Genomic DNA, 15,204 nt, shown 5'->3' with positions numbered 1-15,204 from the left:
TGCACCTCCTGTCAGTCCCACCGCTTGATCGCGGCACGAAAGGACTCGTCTTTCAAGAACAGCGAGGTGTTGTCGGCACCCAGATGCCCCCACCTGAGATTCAGCCCGCCGTCGACCAGCAACGTCTGCCCGGTGATGTACGTCGACAGATCCGACAACAGGAACAGCACGGCGCCGGCCACCTCGTCCGGACGCCCCCGCCGCCCCATGGCGATGGCACGGCGGTCGCGCTTCGGATCATCGTCGGTATAGGTCTGCGATGCGGGTGTGGCGGTGACGCCGGGGGCCACGGCGTTGACCCGGATCGGCTGGCCCCCTTCCTCGTACGCCAATTCGGCTGCCATGGTTCGGGTAACCGCGACAATGGCGGCCTTGGCGGTGCCGTAGGCGATGTGGAACGGCGCGGTGTTCATCCCGCTGATCGACGAGATCGACACGATGGAACCGGGGAGTTTGCGGCGTTTGAGTTCGGCGGCCACCGCCTGGCTCATGAAGAACATCGTCTCGAGGTTCTGGGTGAACAGATCCCGCCAGTCGTTACGGGTCACCCGCGTCGAGGGCATCCATGTCGAGGGGTCCGCGCCGCCCGCCACATTGACCAGACCGTAGAGCTCGCCGTGGGCGCCGACGGCGGCTGCCATCGCGGAGGTCACCCCGACATCGGTGGACACGTCCGCGGCCACCGGAACCACCGCTAGCCCTTCGCCGACCAGCGGCCCGATGTGCTCGTCGAGATTGGCGCGGCCCCGGCTGACCGCGATTACGGTCGCGCCCGCTTCCGCGACGACGCGCGTGACCGTGGTGCCGATCCCGCCACCCGCGGCACCGGCCACCACCACGACCCGGCCAGCGAGGCTCAGCTCAGTCTGGCTCACTTAATTGTCCGGACATGATAATGGCGTGCACTCATTAGAGAGCATGATTCTCTGCCAGCAGCCCGCTCGTCAAGGCCATCGGTGGACTGGCTGTTCGCTATTGTCTGGACCAAGGCCACGTTGCTATCGTCCGAGCGGTGAAGGCTGCTCGCTACACCGCCGCCTGGCCGCCGCGCCTGGCAGCGGGGTGGACCCTCACGCGGCTCACGGAGCCCAGCCGCCTGTTCGGCGCCAACGGGCTGCGCACCGGACCCGACGGCCGGATCTACATCGCCCAGGTGACCGGCAGCCAGATCAGCGCCCTGGACCTCAAGACCGGCGGGCTCGACACCGTCAGCGCCAGGGGCGGTGACATCATCGCCCCGGATGACGTGGCGTTCGATCCGGACGGCAACCTCTATGCGACCGAAGTGATGGACGGGCGGGTGAGCATCCGCGACACCGCGGGCCGGACCCGGGTGTTGCGCGACGACGTCCCGTCGGCCAACGGCATCACCGTTCACCAGGGCAGGTTGTTCGTCGGGGAATGCCGGCCGGGCGGGCGCCTGCTGGAACTCGACCGCGCCGGCGGTCCGTCGCGGGTGCTGCTGGAGGACGTGCCGTCACCGAACGCGATGGAGGTTGGTCCGGACGGACTGTTGTACTTCCCGGTGATGGGCGCCAACGAAATTTGGCGTGTCGATCTCGAGGGCGGCGGGCCGCAACGGGTGGCAGGGGATCTGGGAGTACCCGATGCGGTCAAGTTCGACGCCGAGGGATACCTCGTGTCGACGCAGGTGCACAGCGGCCAGGTGTTGCGGATCGACCCCCGCACCGGACAACAACGGGTGCTTGCGCAACTCAATCCCGGCCTGGACAACCTGACCTTCGTGGGCCACCGGTTGTTCGTCTCCAACTTCACCGGCGAGATCACCGAGATACTGCCCGACGGCCAGATCCGCACGGTGCTGGGCGGCGGGCTGAACTGGCCCCTGGACCTCACGGTGGGCGCCGACGGGAATCTCTACATCGCCGATGGGACTTACTTGTACACGCTGACCGGTGGTGCGCTGGCGACCGCGGGCATGCTGTTCAGCCCGGGCTATCCCGGGTTCCTGCGCGGCCTGGCCGCGGCCGGGCCGGGTGAGTTCGTCGTCACCACCTCCAACGGCGAGGTGGCCCGTTATCGGCCCGGCGACAATGAAAGCTCCATTCTGGCAGAGGGTTTCGATCAGCTCTACGGTGTCGCCGTTGAGCCGGGCGACGCCGTGGTGGTGGCCGAGTTGGGCGCGGGGCGGGTGCTGAGCATCCGGGCCGGCGAGGTGGACGTGCTGGCGTCCGGGCTGCTTGAACCCGTTGGTGTGGCGCTGGCTCCCGACGGGACATGTCTGGTCTCCGAGGCCGGGGCCGGCCGGATCATCCGAGTGGGTGGCGGCGGTCCGTTGATCGAGGGCCTGCAGCGCCCGCAGGGTCTGCTGGTACTCGGCCGGCAGGTATACGTCATCGACGCCGGCGCAAGGGAACTCGTCTCCGTCGACCTGGACAGCGGAACCCGGGCGACCATCGCCGCGGATCTGCCGGTCGGCGCACCGCCCGGCGTGGTGCCCAAGCCGCTGCGCGGCATGCCGCCGTTCTCCGGTCCGCAGGGCCCGTTCGCCGGCATCGCCGCCGGAGCCGATGGCACGCTGTACCTCTCCGCCGACGCCGAGGGCAGTGTGTTGGCGCTGCGCCGGGAAAACTGAAAGGCGGCAACAGTGTCCGAAGCAAAAGTGGCCGACCACCGCTATCTCCAGGTGGCCCGCACCCTGCGCAAGGAGATCGTGGACGGTGTCTACCCGGTCGGTTCCCAGCTGCCGACCGAGCACGAACTGTGTGAACGCTTCGCCGTCAGCCGCTACACCGTCAGGGAGGCGCTGCGCAGGCTGCGCGACGACAACCTGGTGTCGTCGCGGCCGCGCACCGGGACCCTGGTGGTACCGCGGCCTTCGGCGGATTCCTATGTCCAGCACGTCATGTCGATCAATGACCTGCTGGACTTCGCCTCCGGCACCCGCTTCGCGATCGAGTCCGTCGCGATGGTCGACATCGACGACGACCTGTCCATCCGGACGGGTCTGCCTGCAGGTGAACAATGGCTCTCGGTTCGCGGTGCCCGTCTGGACGTCGATTCCGCAACGGCCCTGTGCCGGACCGAGTACTACATCAACCGTGAGTTCGCGGCGGTCGGACGCCTGCTGCAACGTCACGAAGGCCCGATTTTTCCGTTGATCGAAGACCTGTTCGGGCTCAGTATTGTTGAAGTACAACAGGACATCATCGCGGTGATGCCGGCCGCCGAGTTGGCAGCGTTCCTCCACGTCGAGCCAGGGACCCCGGCCTTGCAGGTTCGACGCACCTACCGCGCGTCGGATGATCGGGTGGCACAGGTGACGATCAACACGCACCCGGCAGCTCGCTTCCGGCATTCGATGACGATGCGACGAGTACGTGGCTAGGAGGCTGATCGACGGCCGTTGGCTCCGTTGGGATGACGAGCGGGCCGCGGCGGCGTATGCACAGGGCTCATGGACCGACGGCACATTGGCGGATGCGCTACGCGAGTCCGCCACACACACGCCCGATCGGGTGGCCCTGATCGACGGTGATCACCGGTTGACGTGCGTGGACCTCTACCGAGACGCAACGGCGCTCGCACATGCACTGTCCGCCCACATGCCGCCGGGTAGTGTGGTGTCGTTCATGCTGCCCAATTGGCATGAGGCCGCGGTGATTTACCTGGCCACCACGCTGGCCGGCATGGTGGCCAACCCGGTCTTGCCGTCCTTGCGAGACCGGGAATTGCTGTTCATCCTTGAAGACGCCGACAGTCGGATGGTCTTCATTCCGTCGGTGTTCGCCGGGCACGACTTTGCGGCGATGCTGGGCGCGGTGACCGTACAGCTACAGTCACCGCCGGAAGTGGTGGTGGTGCGTGGCGAATGCCGGCCGGGTCACATCCCGTTCGCCTCGCTCCTGCCCCGGTCCGCTGCGCCGTTGCCCAGACTCGATCCTGATGCGGTACGCATGATCCTCTACACCTCAGGCACCACCGGCCGGCCGAAAGGTGTTCTGCACAGCCATAATTCCATTCACGCGCTGCTCCGCCAGATCGGCGAGCACTGGCTGGTCGAGCCCGGCGACGTGTTCCTGGTGGCCTCGCCGATCGCGCACATCGGCGGCTCCATCTACGCCTTCGAAGCACCGTTCCTGCTGAGCGCCACAGCCGTGCTGATCGAGCGCTGGGACGCCGATCGGGCGGCGCGGCTCATGGTGGCCGAGCGGTGCACGCATATGGCCGGCGCCACACCGTTTCTGGAGCAGCTGCTGAGCGCGGCCCAGCACGCGGACACTCGGCTGCCCGATCTGAAGGTTTTCATCTGCGGTGGTGCGTCGGTGTCGCCGACGCTGATTAGAAGAGCTGCAGCATATTTCGAGTCCACCATCGTCACGCGGGTGTACGGGTCGACAGAGGTCCCGGTGACCACGGTCGGCTCGACCGGAGACCGCGAGCACGCCGCCGACACCGACGGACGGCCAGGGGTGGCAGACGTCAGGCTGGTGGCTGGAGAAATCCGCGTTCGGGGACCGCAGATGCTGGTCGGCTACCTACATCCGGAGGACGAGGACGCATCCTTCGACGCCGACGGCTACTTTCGCACCGGCGATCTGGCGCGCTGGGTGGACGACGAATACCTGGTGGTCACCGGCCGCGCCAAGGACATCATCATCCGAAACGGTGAAAACATCTCCCCGAAGGAAGTCGAAGACGTCCTGGCCAACCATCCGGGCATTGCCGAGGTCGCCATCGTCGGACTGCCGGACGAACGCACCGGGGAGCGGGCCTGCGCGGTCGTGGTTCCCGCCGCGGCACCGGGCCCGGATGTGCCGAGCCTGCTGAACTTTCTGGTGTCCGCCGGCGTCGCGCGCTTCAAAGCCCCTGAGCAGGTGGTCATCTGGGATGACTTGCCGAAGAATGACGCGGGCAAGGTGCTCAAGCACCAGATCAAGGCCGCGCTGATGAAAGCGGAGCACTGACATGCAGGTGGCGATCGTGACGGGTGCGACCGGAGGCATCGGATCAGGTTGCGCGACAAGGCTCGCCGACGCCGGGATGGCTGTATTGGCGACCGGACGAGACGAGGGCAAGCTGGCCCGGCTGGCGCGGGCCATCGGTGATCCCGAGCGGGTCGCCACCCTGGCCGTGGATTTAGCCGGAGACGACGCTCCGCGCCAGATCGTCGACGCCGCGGTCTCGGAGTGGGGCCGCGTCGATTTTCTGGTCAACGCCGCCGGCATCGGCAGTCCCAAGCCGCTGCACGAGACCGACGACGAATCCCTGGACCATTTCCTGGGTTTGATGTTGCGCGCCCCCTTCCGCTTGGTGCGTGAGGTGCTCCCCCACCTGCGGCCCGGCTCGGGCATCGTGAACATCACCTCGACTTTCGCGGTGGTGGGCGGGATGCGCGGCGGCGCCTACTCGGCCGCCAAGGGTGGGCTCACGGCGATGACCACCCATATCGCCTGCCAGTACGGTGCGCAGGGAATACGTTGCAATGCAGTGGCTCCCGGCGTTATCCAGACCGCCATGACCGAGCATCGGCTGGCTGATGAGCGGTTCCGGCGGATCAACGTCGAGATGACCCCGCATCAGCGGTTGGGCACCGTAGATGACGTGGCGAGCACGGTGGCGTTCCTCTGCTCCCCTGGCGGCGCCTTCATCAACGGGCAGACCATCGTCGTCGACGGCGGGTGGAGCGCCACCAAATACCTCTCCGAGCGCGCGCTGAACTCGGAGTGGAAGACCTGATCGAGCTCAGCGCAATTCGAACTGGCGCCGGATGCCGTAGAGCATCTTCGCGTGCGCCTTGACGGCCTGGCGAACGGTGAAGGATGCCAGCGGCCGCGGTGCGGCGAACCGTATCCGTTCGGTGATCCGGGTGCCGCCGTCGATCGGTTCGAAGCTCACCGTTGCGCGCAGCCGGACACCCGGCGCCTGGTCGGCTTCGGTGTGCACGTCGCCGGTCACCGGAACTTCCAGGCGCGCACGGTAGGTGGCCTTCAACGTGAGCGGCCCCAGCGGAATCCGGTCCACCACTTGATAGCTCACCCGGTAGCCGTCGGGAGATTCGTGGCGGGACAACAACTCCACCGACACGATCAGCGGGTGGACCAGCCTAATATTGTCCAGGTCGGCGTAGTAGTCGCGTACCTTCTCCGGAGGTGCGGGCACCTCTTCGGTCAGCGTCCGCTCGGCGTGGGCGATCCACCAGCTCATAGCCGCCAACCTACTCACCCTCCCCTCGCGAGCAGACACAAAAGCACCTCGGAGCGAATGCTCCAGAGGGCTTTTGTGTCTGCTCGCGGACCCGAGTCACCCGAACTGGGCGAGCAGCGACGCTGTGCGCCACCAGATCAGCACCGCGAACACCACCAGCACCGCAACCGTCGCCGCCGCCTGCACCAGATCCCGTCGCTGCCGCGGCGCGTACACGTACGCCGCCGACACCAGGGCACCCGCGACCAGCCCGCCCACGTGTCCCTGCCAGCTGATCTGCTGCGAGCTGACCAGCGGCACCACGAACGTGAACACCAGGTTGAACGCGATCACCGCGACCACCCACCGCACGTCGAGGGTCAACCGCTTGGCCACCACGAACGTCGCGGCGAACAACCCGAACACCGCCCCCGATGCGCCCGCCGTCGCCGTATTAAGCGGCGACAACAGATACACCAACACCGAGCCGCCTAGGCCACTCAGCGCATACAGCGCCCCGAATCGCAATCGCCCCAGCCACATTTCGAGCGGCGGGCCCACGACGTAGAGCGCCCACATGTTCAGCAGCAGATGCGTGGGGCCGTAGTGCAGGAAAGCGGAGGTCACCAGTCGGTAGAACTGTCCGTCCGCCACCGCCGGCGGCCACAGCGCGAAATCCCGTTGCACATTCGCGACCGCCATCTCGGCGACGAACGCCAAGACGTTGACGACGATCAGCCCGAGGGTGATGACCGGCAGCCCAGACCGTTCCCGCCCACCGAAGCGCGTGCGCTGGGGCCGAATCGTGCGGGCACCGGCCTGCACGCACTCCACACACTGGTGACCGACGGCTGCGCTGCGCATGCAATCGCCACAGATAGGCCGTTCGCAGCGCGTGCAGCGGACGTAAGTCTGGCGGCCGGGATGCCGGTAGCACGTCGGCGCGTCGGCCGGTAGCTGCGCTGGGCTGGGGCTGGTCACGCACCCATTGTTGCGGTCGCCCGCGGTGCGGGCGCGCCCTGGGAGGGTGTCGCCGCCGTGCTCGCCGAAAATGGCGACCCGCTGGCGACACTGTTTCCTCGCCCGCCGAGTTGACCTACTGTGTCAAAGGTGGAGTCAGACGGAACACCCGAGTTGGTGCCGGTCGAACATTTGCACTCTGGTGACCCGATCACCGACGGTGGTCAGCGGTACATCGTTCTCGAATCCAAGGCCGTCGGCGACGGCTGCGTAGTCCTTGAGCTGGAGTCCAGGGTGGACCACCATCTCCAGGTGATCGAGAAGTCATTCCCGACCGGATACCACGTCGGCAGAGCAAACCACCGATATTTGTAGGGCGGCGGACTTTCTCCAGCCCTGTTTCGACGCGTGGCCGCTGACGGCCACCGCGCCATTTAGACATTGCGCAAATCAATTCCGCGGCGGCCGTTGATCATTGGGGTCATTGGGATCCGGATCGCCGAACCAGCGGGACGGCACATGCTCGGCGTACGAGTCGTGCCAGGACCACCACTCGTACGGCTTGGTCTGCGGGTAGCCCTCCGGGGAGTCCTCCCAGTCCTCCTGCCGCCCCAGCGCCGTCATGTCCAGGATGCTCCAGGTGTTGCCCAGCACCTCGTCGCCGCGGTTGTTGACGAAGTAGGTGCGGTAAATCCGCGACCCGTCGTGGATGAAGGCGTTGGTGCCGTGCCATTCGTCGACCCCGAAGTCCGCGTCAAACCCGTCGGTCAGCGTGTACCACGGCATCTGCCAACCCATGCTCCGCTTGAGACGCGCGATGTCGGCCTGGGGCGCCCGGGAGGCGAACGCCAGGGTGGTGTCGCGGGCGTTCACGTGCGCAAGGTGGCCGATGTGATCGGCGACCATCGAACAGCCCGGGCATCCGTGATCGGGCCAGCCGTGCACCCCGGGCTCGAAGAAAGCACGGTAGAGGACCAGCTGACGCCGTCCCGCAAACAGGTCCAGCAGGCTCATCGGCCCGTCCGGCCCTTCGAACACGTAGTCCTTGTCCACCGCAAGCCAGGGCATCCGGCGGCGCTCCGCGGCCAGCGCGTCCCGCGCCCGGGTCAGTTCTTTCTCCTTCGCCAGCAACCGCCGGTGCGCGTCGGTCCACTCGTCGGCGGACACGATCGGAGGTGTCTTCATGGTGATCTCCCTTCTCCTTACGCGAGTCTTCAGGCCACCGGTCGACATCGGCAGTCCATCCTGGTGTCAGAGGTATCTCGCTCACCAATGCAGATACGCCGGACCGCCGCGGTTCATCGCTGGCCTGGTCGGCGATGATTTCCCGGGCGCGGATGTATCTATACAGACATGTCGGAGCAATCGGAGTTCATGGAGCGGGCGGCGCCGCTGCGCGCCGAGCTGATCGCGCACTGCTACCGCATGCTCGGATCGGTGCACGACGCCGAGGACCTGGTGCAGGAGACCTACCTACGCGGCTGGCGAGGCTATTCGGCGTTCGAGGAACGCGCGGCATTACGCACCTGGCTGTACCGGATCGCGACGACGGCGTGCCTGCGGGCGCTGGAGAACCGCGCCCGCCGCGTGCTGCCTTTGGACGACCCGATCGACGACAGCGAGTGGCTGGAACCCATCCCCGACACGTACCTGTACCAGGCGCCTGAGGACGCCCTGTTCGTACGCCAGAGTGTTCGGCTGGCAGTGATGACCGCCCTGCAAGAGCTGCCCGCCCGGCAGCGAGCTGTCCTGATCCTGCGCGACGTCGTGCAGTTCAGCGCAGCCGAAGTGGCCGAACTGCTGGAAACCACGCCCGCGGCCGTCAACAGTTCCCTGCAGCGCGCCCGCGGCCGGCTCGCCGAGATCGCCCCGGACGAGGACGACGTGAGCGAGCCAGAAGACGCTGCGCGCCGCGATCTGGTCGACCGTTACTGCGCAGCATTCGAGAACGCCGACATGGCCGCCCTCACGGAGCTGCTGCAGGAGGACGTCAGGCTCGAGATGCCACCGATGCGGGAATGGTTCTTCGGGCGCGACAATGTGCTTCGCTTCCTCGCCGACCGGGCCATCGCCGCGCCCGGCGACCTGCGGATGGTCCCAACCTCAGCGAACGCACAGCCCGCGGTCGCCGAATATCGGCGCAACGCCGATAACATCATGCAAGCCCATTCCATCCAGGTTCTCACCTGCCGTTCCCGGGCCGGGACACCCGGGATAGCGGTGATGACCGTCTTCCTCGACCCGACGTTGTTCGCCGCGTTTGGGTTGCCGCCCACGCGGTAATCCGGCCGAATCCCCGCGGGCCGTGTGGACAGGTCTTCGAGGCCCCGGGAGGATTGGCGCGGTAGACGTGATCGAAGGGTGATGGATGAAGATCCCGGGTGTGGCCGACCTTGTCGGCACTCTCACCGGTGGAGCGGTTCAGGCGATTCAGGCAGGGGTCAATACGGCGGCGGGTGCTGTCGGAGCGGTGCAGACGCTGACCAGCCCGGTGACCGAACTCGTCGGGCCCGTCGTGCAGACCATGGCGCACAGCACCGGCCGCGCGATCGGCCTGGGCGGCTCGGTCGACGGCGCACCAGAACCGGTCACGCCGCCGGTGCGCTGGCACAGCGGCCGGCGGGTACACCTCGACCTCGACCCGCTGCTGCCGTTCCCCCGATGGCACGAATACGCCCCGGTGATCGAGGAGCCGGTCCGCCGGATCGCCGGAGTCGACAAGGCCCACGTGGAGGGCGCACTGGGTCGGCTGGTCGTCGAGATTGCCGCGGACGCCGACGCCGACGACGTGCTGGACGAGGTGCGGGACACAGCGGCCGCGGTCGCCGCTGACCTCGCCGCAACCGAAACCGGGCCCACACCCCACTCGGCGCCCTTTGCCGATCCGGGCAACCCGCTGGCGATCCTGGTGCCGCTGACCGCCGCGGCCATGGACGCCGTCGCGGTCGGCGCCGCCGTCACCGGCTGGTTCACCCGGCTGCCGATGGCGCCGCGCAGCGCACGGGCCGCGGCGGCCCTGATGAACTACCAGCCGCGGGTGGTGGCCGTCCTGGAATCCCGGCTCGGCCGCGTGGGCACTGACATCGCACTCAGCGGTTCGACGGCGCTGGCCTACGGATTGAGCCAGTCGGTCGGCACGCCCCTGCTGAATCTCACGCAGCGCACCCTGCAGCTGTCCGAGGCGACGGCGCATCGGCAACGCTGGCGGGAACGGGAACCCGAACTCGCCTCACCGAGCCGCCCGCAGGCACCGGTCGTTCCCATCCTCTCGTCGGCGGCAGACGAGCACACGCCCCGACACCACTGGGCCGCTGCCGCCGCGGGCGAGGCCTCGCACGTCGTGGTGGACGGTGCCATCGACTGCGCGATCGACACCGGCAAGGGCTCCATCAAGGGCCCGATCGAGAATTACGTGGACCAGGCCGCGAGCGGTTCGGTCATCGCGGCTGCGGGCGCATTGTTCGCCGGTGGCGGCGCCGCCGAGGCCGCCGAGGCGATCCTGGCCGGGGTTCCCAAGGCCGCGCACGTGGGCCGGGAGGCGTTCGCGACGACGCTCGGCCGCGGCCTGGCCAACGCCGGGCTGCTGTTGCTCGATCCCGGTGCGCTGCGCCGGCTGGACCGGGTGCAGGTGGTCGTCATCGACGGTGCCGCGCTGCGCGGCGACCACCGTGCGGTGCTGCGGGCGCAGGGCGAGGAGCCCGGCTGGGACGACGACCGGGTCTACGAGGTGGCCGATGCGCTGTTGCACGGCGAGGAGGCACCCGAGCCCGACCCGGACGAACTGCCCGCCATCGGTGCGCGCTTGAAGTGGATCCGGTCGCAAGGGCCGTCGGCGACGCCGGCACAGGGTCTCGAGCACGCCGAGCTGATCAACGACGGCGACCGGGTGGGCAGCGTCGACGTGGGGTGGGAGGTCGACCCCTACGCGATCCCCCTGATGCAGACCGCACACCGAACCGGGGCCCGGGTGGTGTTGCGCCACGTGGCCGGTACCGAGGACCTGTCCGCCAGCGTCGGTTCCACCCATCCGCCCGGTACCCCGCTACTGAAATTGGTCCGGGATTTGCGGGCCGACCGCGGACCGGTACTGCTGATCACCGCCCTGCACCGTGACTTTGCCTCCACCGACACGCTCGCCGCGCTGGCCATCGCCGACGTCGGCGTCGCCCTGGACGACCCGCGGGCCGCCACGCCGTGGACCGCCGACATCATCACCGGTACCGATCTGGCGGCCGCGGTACGGATCCTGTCCGCGCTGCCGGTGGCGCGTGCGGCCAGCGAATCCGCCGTGCACCTGGCCCAGGGCGGCACCACGCTGGCCGGCCTGTTGCTCGTCACCGGAGAAGACGGCAGAACCAGTAATCCGGCGTCGTTCCGCCGCTGGCTCAACCCGGTCAACGCCGCTGCCGTGACGGCTCTGCTGGGCGGGTCACTGTCGGCCGCCCGGGTGCTGCGGCTGCCCGACCCCACGCCGCAACCGCTGACCGCCTGGCACGCGCTCGACCCCGAAATCGTCTACTCGCGCCTGGCCGGCGGGTCACGCCCGCTGGCCGTCGAATCGGATACCCCGACCTGGCGGCGCCGGCTCGACGACTTGTCCTACGAACCGGTGGTGGCTCCCCTGCGCGGCCCGGCCCAGACGTTGGGACGGTTGGCGGCCGCGACGCGTGTCGAGCTGCGCGACCCGCTGACTCCGATCCTGGCGGTGGGTGCGGCGGCGTCGGCGATCGTGGGCAGCAATGTCGACGCGGTCCTGGTCGCGGGCGTCATGGCGGTCAATGCGCTCACCGGTGGCGTACAGCGCCTGCGGGCCGAGGCCGCAGCGGCCGAGCTGTTCGCCGAGCAGGATCAGCTCGTACGCCGTGTGGTCGTGCCCGCTGTGGCGACCACCCGGCGCCGGCTGGAGGCCGCCCGGCACGCCACCCGGACCGCCACCGTGTCGGCCAAGAAGCTGCGCCCCGGTGACGTGATCGACCTGGCTGCCCCCGAAGTGGTACCGGCCGACGCCCGAATCTTGGTGGCCGACGACCTCGAGGTCGACGAATCCTTCCTCACCGGCGAGTCGTTGCCGGTCGACAAGCAGGTCGATCCCGTCGCCGTCAACGACCCGGACCGGGCCAGCATGCTGTTCGAGGGCAGCACCATCGTCGCCGGACGCGCGCGGGCCATCGTCGTCGCCACCGGGGTCGGTACTGCTGCGCAACGCGCGATATCAGCGGTGGCAAACGTCGAGACATCGGCCGGCGTGCAGGCGCGGCTGCGTGAGCTGACCAGCAAGGTGCTGCCGCTCACCCTGGCCGGCGGCGCGACGGTGACCGGCCTGTCGTTGCTGCGCCGCACATCGCTGCGGCAGGCGGTCGCCGACGGCGTGGCCATCGCGGTCGCCGCGGTGCCGGAAGGTCTGCCGTTGGTGGCAACCCTGTCGCAGCTGGCCGCCGCGCAGCGCCTGACGACGCGCGGCGTCCTGGTGCGATCACCTCGCGCGATCGAGGCCCTGGGGCGGGTGGACACCGTGTGCTTCGACAAGACCGGCACACTCACCGAGAACCGGCTGCGCGTGGTGCGTGCGGTGCCGAACGGTATTGCTGCCGACGGGCCGTTCCCCGAGTCCGACGATCCCGCGGCCATCGCGGTATTGCGGGCCGCGGCGCGCGCATCGACGCAGCCGCACGACGGCGAGGGACACGCGCACGCAACCGACGAGGCCATCATCACCGCGGCGATTTCGCTTGATGCCGAAGGGGATTCGCCTTGGACGGTGCTGGCGGAGGTGCCCTTCGAATCCAGCCGCGGCTACGCCGCCTCGATCGGCGCAGAGGTTACCGACACGACGCCCGTACTGATGGTGAAGGGCGCGCCGGAGACCATCCTGCCGCGCTGCCGATCCGTCGACGCCGGGGCCGAGGCTCTGGTCGACAGCCTCGCCGCCCAAGGTCTGCGGGTGCTGGCCGTCGCGCAGCGGCCCTGGGAGCTCGGCACCACCGACGGCGACACCGATGTCGAGGCGGTCGACGCCGCGGCGCACGACCTGGACCTGATCGGCTATGTCGGGTTGGCCGATACCGCCCGGGCGTCGGCGCGGCCGCTGATCGAGGCGCTCATAGAGGCCGAGCGACACGTGGTGCTGATCACCGGCGACCACCCAATCACCGCACGTGCGATAGCCCGGCAACTGGGCCTGCCCGCGGACGTGCGCGTGGTGACCGGCGCCGAGTTCGCCAGCATGGACGCCGAAGGACACACCAAGCTGGCCGCCGACGTCCAGGTGTTCGCGCGGGTCAGCCCGGAGCAGAAAGTGCAGATCGTGGCGGCGCTGCAGCGCAGCGGCCGAGTGACCGCCATGGTCGGCGACGGCGCCAACGACGCTGCCGCAATCCGGATGGCCGACGTGGGGATCGGGGTCAGCGGTCGCGGATCCTCGGCCGCCCGCGGCGCGGCCGACATCGTGCTGACCGACGATGATCTGGGGGTGCTGATCGACGCTCTGGTCGAAGGCCGCAACATGTGGGCCGGTGTGCGCGACGCGGTCACGATCCTGGTCGGCGGGAATGTCGGCGAGGTGCTGTTCACGATCCTGGGGACCGCGTTCGGCCAGGGGCGGGCGCCGGTGGGAACCCGGCAACTGCTGCTGGTGAACCTGCTGACCGACATGTTCCCCGCCCTGGCCGTCGCCGTCACGTCTCAGTACGACGACCCCGAAGACGACGGGGAGCTGACGCCCGAGCAGATCGAGGAAGCGCGCCGGACATTGCAGCGCGACCTGCTGACCCAGCCGGCGCCGTCCCTCGACGAGCCGCTGATGCGCCAGATCGTCAACCGCGGAGTCATCACCGCCGCCGCCGCAACCACCGCATGGGCCATCGGACGCTGGACGCCGGGCACCGAAAGGCGCACGGCTACAATGGGTTTGACCGCATTGGTCACGATGCAGCTGGCACAGACCCTGCAGAGCCGCAGTCACAGTCCGCTGGTGGTGGCCACGGCGCTGGGCAGCGCGGGGGTACTGGTCGGCATCATCCAGACGCCGGTGCTGAGTCAGTTCTTCGGCTGCACACCGCTGGGGCCGGTGGCCTGGTCGGGCGTCATCGGCGCCACTGCGGGGACCACCGCGATCTCGATGCTGGCGCCGCACTGGTTGAACCGGGCGGTCGGCGCGGTCACACCCGCGCCGGATGACGAATCCGAGTAGCAAGCCAAAGCGGTTGTGCCGGTTAGGATCAGCTGGAAGCGGGCTCACGCCTCAAAGAGTTGCGGTCGATCAAGAATCAGGCTGCGGGCAAGTCTCGACGCCGCGTAGAGCAGTTCCAGCAGGGTCTCCACGTCGTAGGGGAGCGAAGGAGCATCCGCATCCGACCACGTTCGGCCCGACCCATGTCCATCCAGCTGCCGCGCCCCGGGCAGATGCCAACCGCCGCGCTCGTAGGCGGGATACAACCGATCCGTCGCCTTGAACCGGGAAAACCATCGCCCGCTGCCCAGATGGACGTTGACCATGACCTCCCCGTCGCCATAGCTCCGAACCGGCTCGATCTGCAGCGCAAACTCTGGCGGTTCATCGAGCGGCGGGCGGATCCGCCGTATCTCCGAATGCCTCCAATCGGGCTCAGGGGGGCCCTCACCTTCCGTTTCGATAGCAGCCCAATCGCCGTTGACAAGTCTCTGGTCGAAGAAGGGGGTTGCCAGCCAGAGATTTTCGGGAAGTTCGCCGGGCCGAGCGAAGGTGAACCACACGCGATCACCGTCCCTGCGAATGTTGTCGACAACACCGATCCCGGTGCGCAAAAAGCAGATTTCGACGCCCGCCCAGCCACCATCGGATCCTGTCATCGGTCGACCACCTTTCGATATCTGTCCAGGATCATGACTCGGCGCCCTGCAGGCAAGACCTCCGGTGTTCACCACAGCCGATGGAGGCTCTCGGTGGGGCTCGAGCACGCGCGGAACCCGCGCCGCAATCGGACGGGTCGGAGTAGGCGACCGGTAGGCCGTGACGGCCATTCTTGTCGCTGCGCCACAATACAATTCGGGTATGAGTTGCGGCACCCGTGCGGACTGGGCGGAGGCGTTGGGTGCGCTTCGCGGGTCGGTGTCGCGGTT

The 15,204-nt window shown here is 68.3% G+C and carries 12 protein-coding genes; 7 read left to right on the top strand and 5 right to left on the bottom strand.

From position 1 onward, the window contains the following. Nucleotides 1–11: 11 nt before the first annotated feature. Entirely contained in the window at nt 12–875 is an 864-nt protein-coding gene (locus AWC08_RS32065; RefSeq protein WP_069433790.1) for an SDR family NAD(P)-dependent oxidoreductase, read from the bottom strand. A gap of 137 nt (nt 876–1,012) precedes the next feature. On the opposite strand from AWC08_RS32065, the gene AWC08_RS32060 reads away from it, so the two are divergent. Genes AWC08_RS32060 through AWC08_RS32045 form a run of 4 tightly spaced genes read left to right on the top strand, consistent with a single transcriptional unit; the run spans nt 1,013 to nt 5,700 of the window. Beyond that, nucleotides 1,013–2,596 carry an SMP-30/gluconolactonase/LRE family protein gene (locus AWC08_RS32060; RefSeq protein WP_232007876.1) on the top strand — a complete coding sequence of 528 codons (1,584 nt, stop codon included), beginning with the start codon at nt 1,013–1,015 and terminating at the stop codon, nt 2,594–2,596. 12 nt (nt 2,597–2,608) lie between these two features. Continuing rightward, complete coding sequence (locus tag AWC08_RS32055; RefSeq protein WP_069433788.1) at nt 2,609–3,349, top strand: GntR family transcriptional regulator; 741 nt, start codon at nt 2,609–2,611, stop codon at nt 3,347–3,349. Then, on the top strand, nt 3,342–4,928 hold the full coding sequence (locus tag AWC08_RS32050; RefSeq protein ID WP_069433787.1) for an AMP-binding protein: 1,587 nt from the start codon (nt 3,342–3,344) through the stop codon (nt 4,926–4,928). Before AWC08_RS32055 ends, AWC08_RS32050 begins: the two co-directional genes overlap by 8 nt. 1 nt (nt 4,929) lies before the next feature. After that, nucleotides 4,930–5,700: an SDR family NAD(P)-dependent oxidoreductase gene (locus AWC08_RS32045; RefSeq protein WP_085088718.1), complete on the top strand. Its 771-nt coding sequence runs from the start codon at nt 4,930–4,932 to the stop codon at nt 5,698–5,700. A gap of 6 nt (nt 5,701–5,706) precedes the next feature. On the opposite strand, the gene AWC08_RS32040 is transcribed toward AWC08_RS32045, so the two are convergent. After that, the gene (locus tag AWC08_RS32040) at nt 5,707–6,168 is read right to left on the bottom strand and encodes an SRPBCC family protein (protein ID WP_085088715.1); all 462 of its coding nucleotides are present in this window, start codon (nt 6,166–6,168) and stop codon (nt 5,707–5,709) included. A gap of 96 nt (nt 6,169–6,264) precedes the next feature. Continuing rightward, nucleotides 6,265–7,128, bottom strand: coding sequence for a rhomboid family intramembrane serine protease (locus AWC08_RS32035; RefSeq protein WP_083271459.1), 864 nt, complete (start codon nt 7,126–7,128; stop codon nt 6,265–6,267). A gap of 129 nt (nt 7,129–7,257) precedes the next feature. Here AWC08_RS32035 and AWC08_RS32030 point away from each other — a divergent pair, with 129 nt between their 5' ends. Next, on the top strand, nt 7,258–7,482 hold the full coding sequence (locus AWC08_RS32030) for a hypothetical protein (RefSeq protein ID WP_065135214.1): 225 nt from the start codon (nt 7,258–7,260) through the stop codon (nt 7,480–7,482). 75 nt (nt 7,483–7,557) lie between these two features. Here AWC08_RS32030 and AWC08_RS32025 read toward each other — a convergent pair whose 3' ends face one another. Next, the gene (locus AWC08_RS32025) at nt 7,558–8,292 is read right to left on the bottom strand and encodes a DUF899 domain-containing protein (RefSeq protein ID WP_065135215.1); all 735 of its coding nucleotides are present in this window, start codon (nt 8,290–8,292) and stop codon (nt 7,558–7,560) included. 168 nt (nt 8,293–8,460) lie between these two features. Here AWC08_RS32025 and AWC08_RS32020 point away from each other — a divergent pair, with 168 nt between their 5' ends. Further along, complete coding sequence (locus AWC08_RS32020) at nt 8,461–9,390, top strand: sigma-70 family RNA polymerase sigma factor (protein WP_065135216.1); 930 nt, start codon at nt 8,461–8,463, stop codon at nt 9,388–9,390. An 85-nt stretch (nt 9,391–9,475) separates the two neighbouring features. Beyond that, nucleotides 9,476–14,296, top strand: coding sequence for a cation-translocating P-type ATPase (locus AWC08_RS32015; protein WP_069435463.1), 4,821 nt, complete (start codon nt 9,476–9,478; stop codon nt 14,294–14,296). 44 nt (nt 14,297–14,340) lie between these two features. On the opposite strand, the gene AWC08_RS32010 is transcribed toward AWC08_RS32015, so the two are convergent. After that, the gene (locus AWC08_RS32010; protein WP_069435464.1) at nt 14,341–14,934 is read right to left on the bottom strand and encodes a hypothetical protein; all 594 of its coding nucleotides are present in this window, start codon (nt 14,932–14,934) and stop codon (nt 14,341–14,343) included. Nucleotides 14,935–15,204: the final 270 nt, after the last annotated feature.

The sequence above is a fragment of the Mycobacterium gordonae genome (assembly GCF_002101675.1).
Lineage (GTDB): Bacteria > Actinomycetota > Actinomycetes > Mycobacteriales > Mycobacteriaceae > Mycobacterium > Mycobacterium gordonae.
The sequence above is the reverse complement of the archived record's forward strand: the minus strand, read 5'-3'. Positions and strand labels throughout refer to the sequence as shown.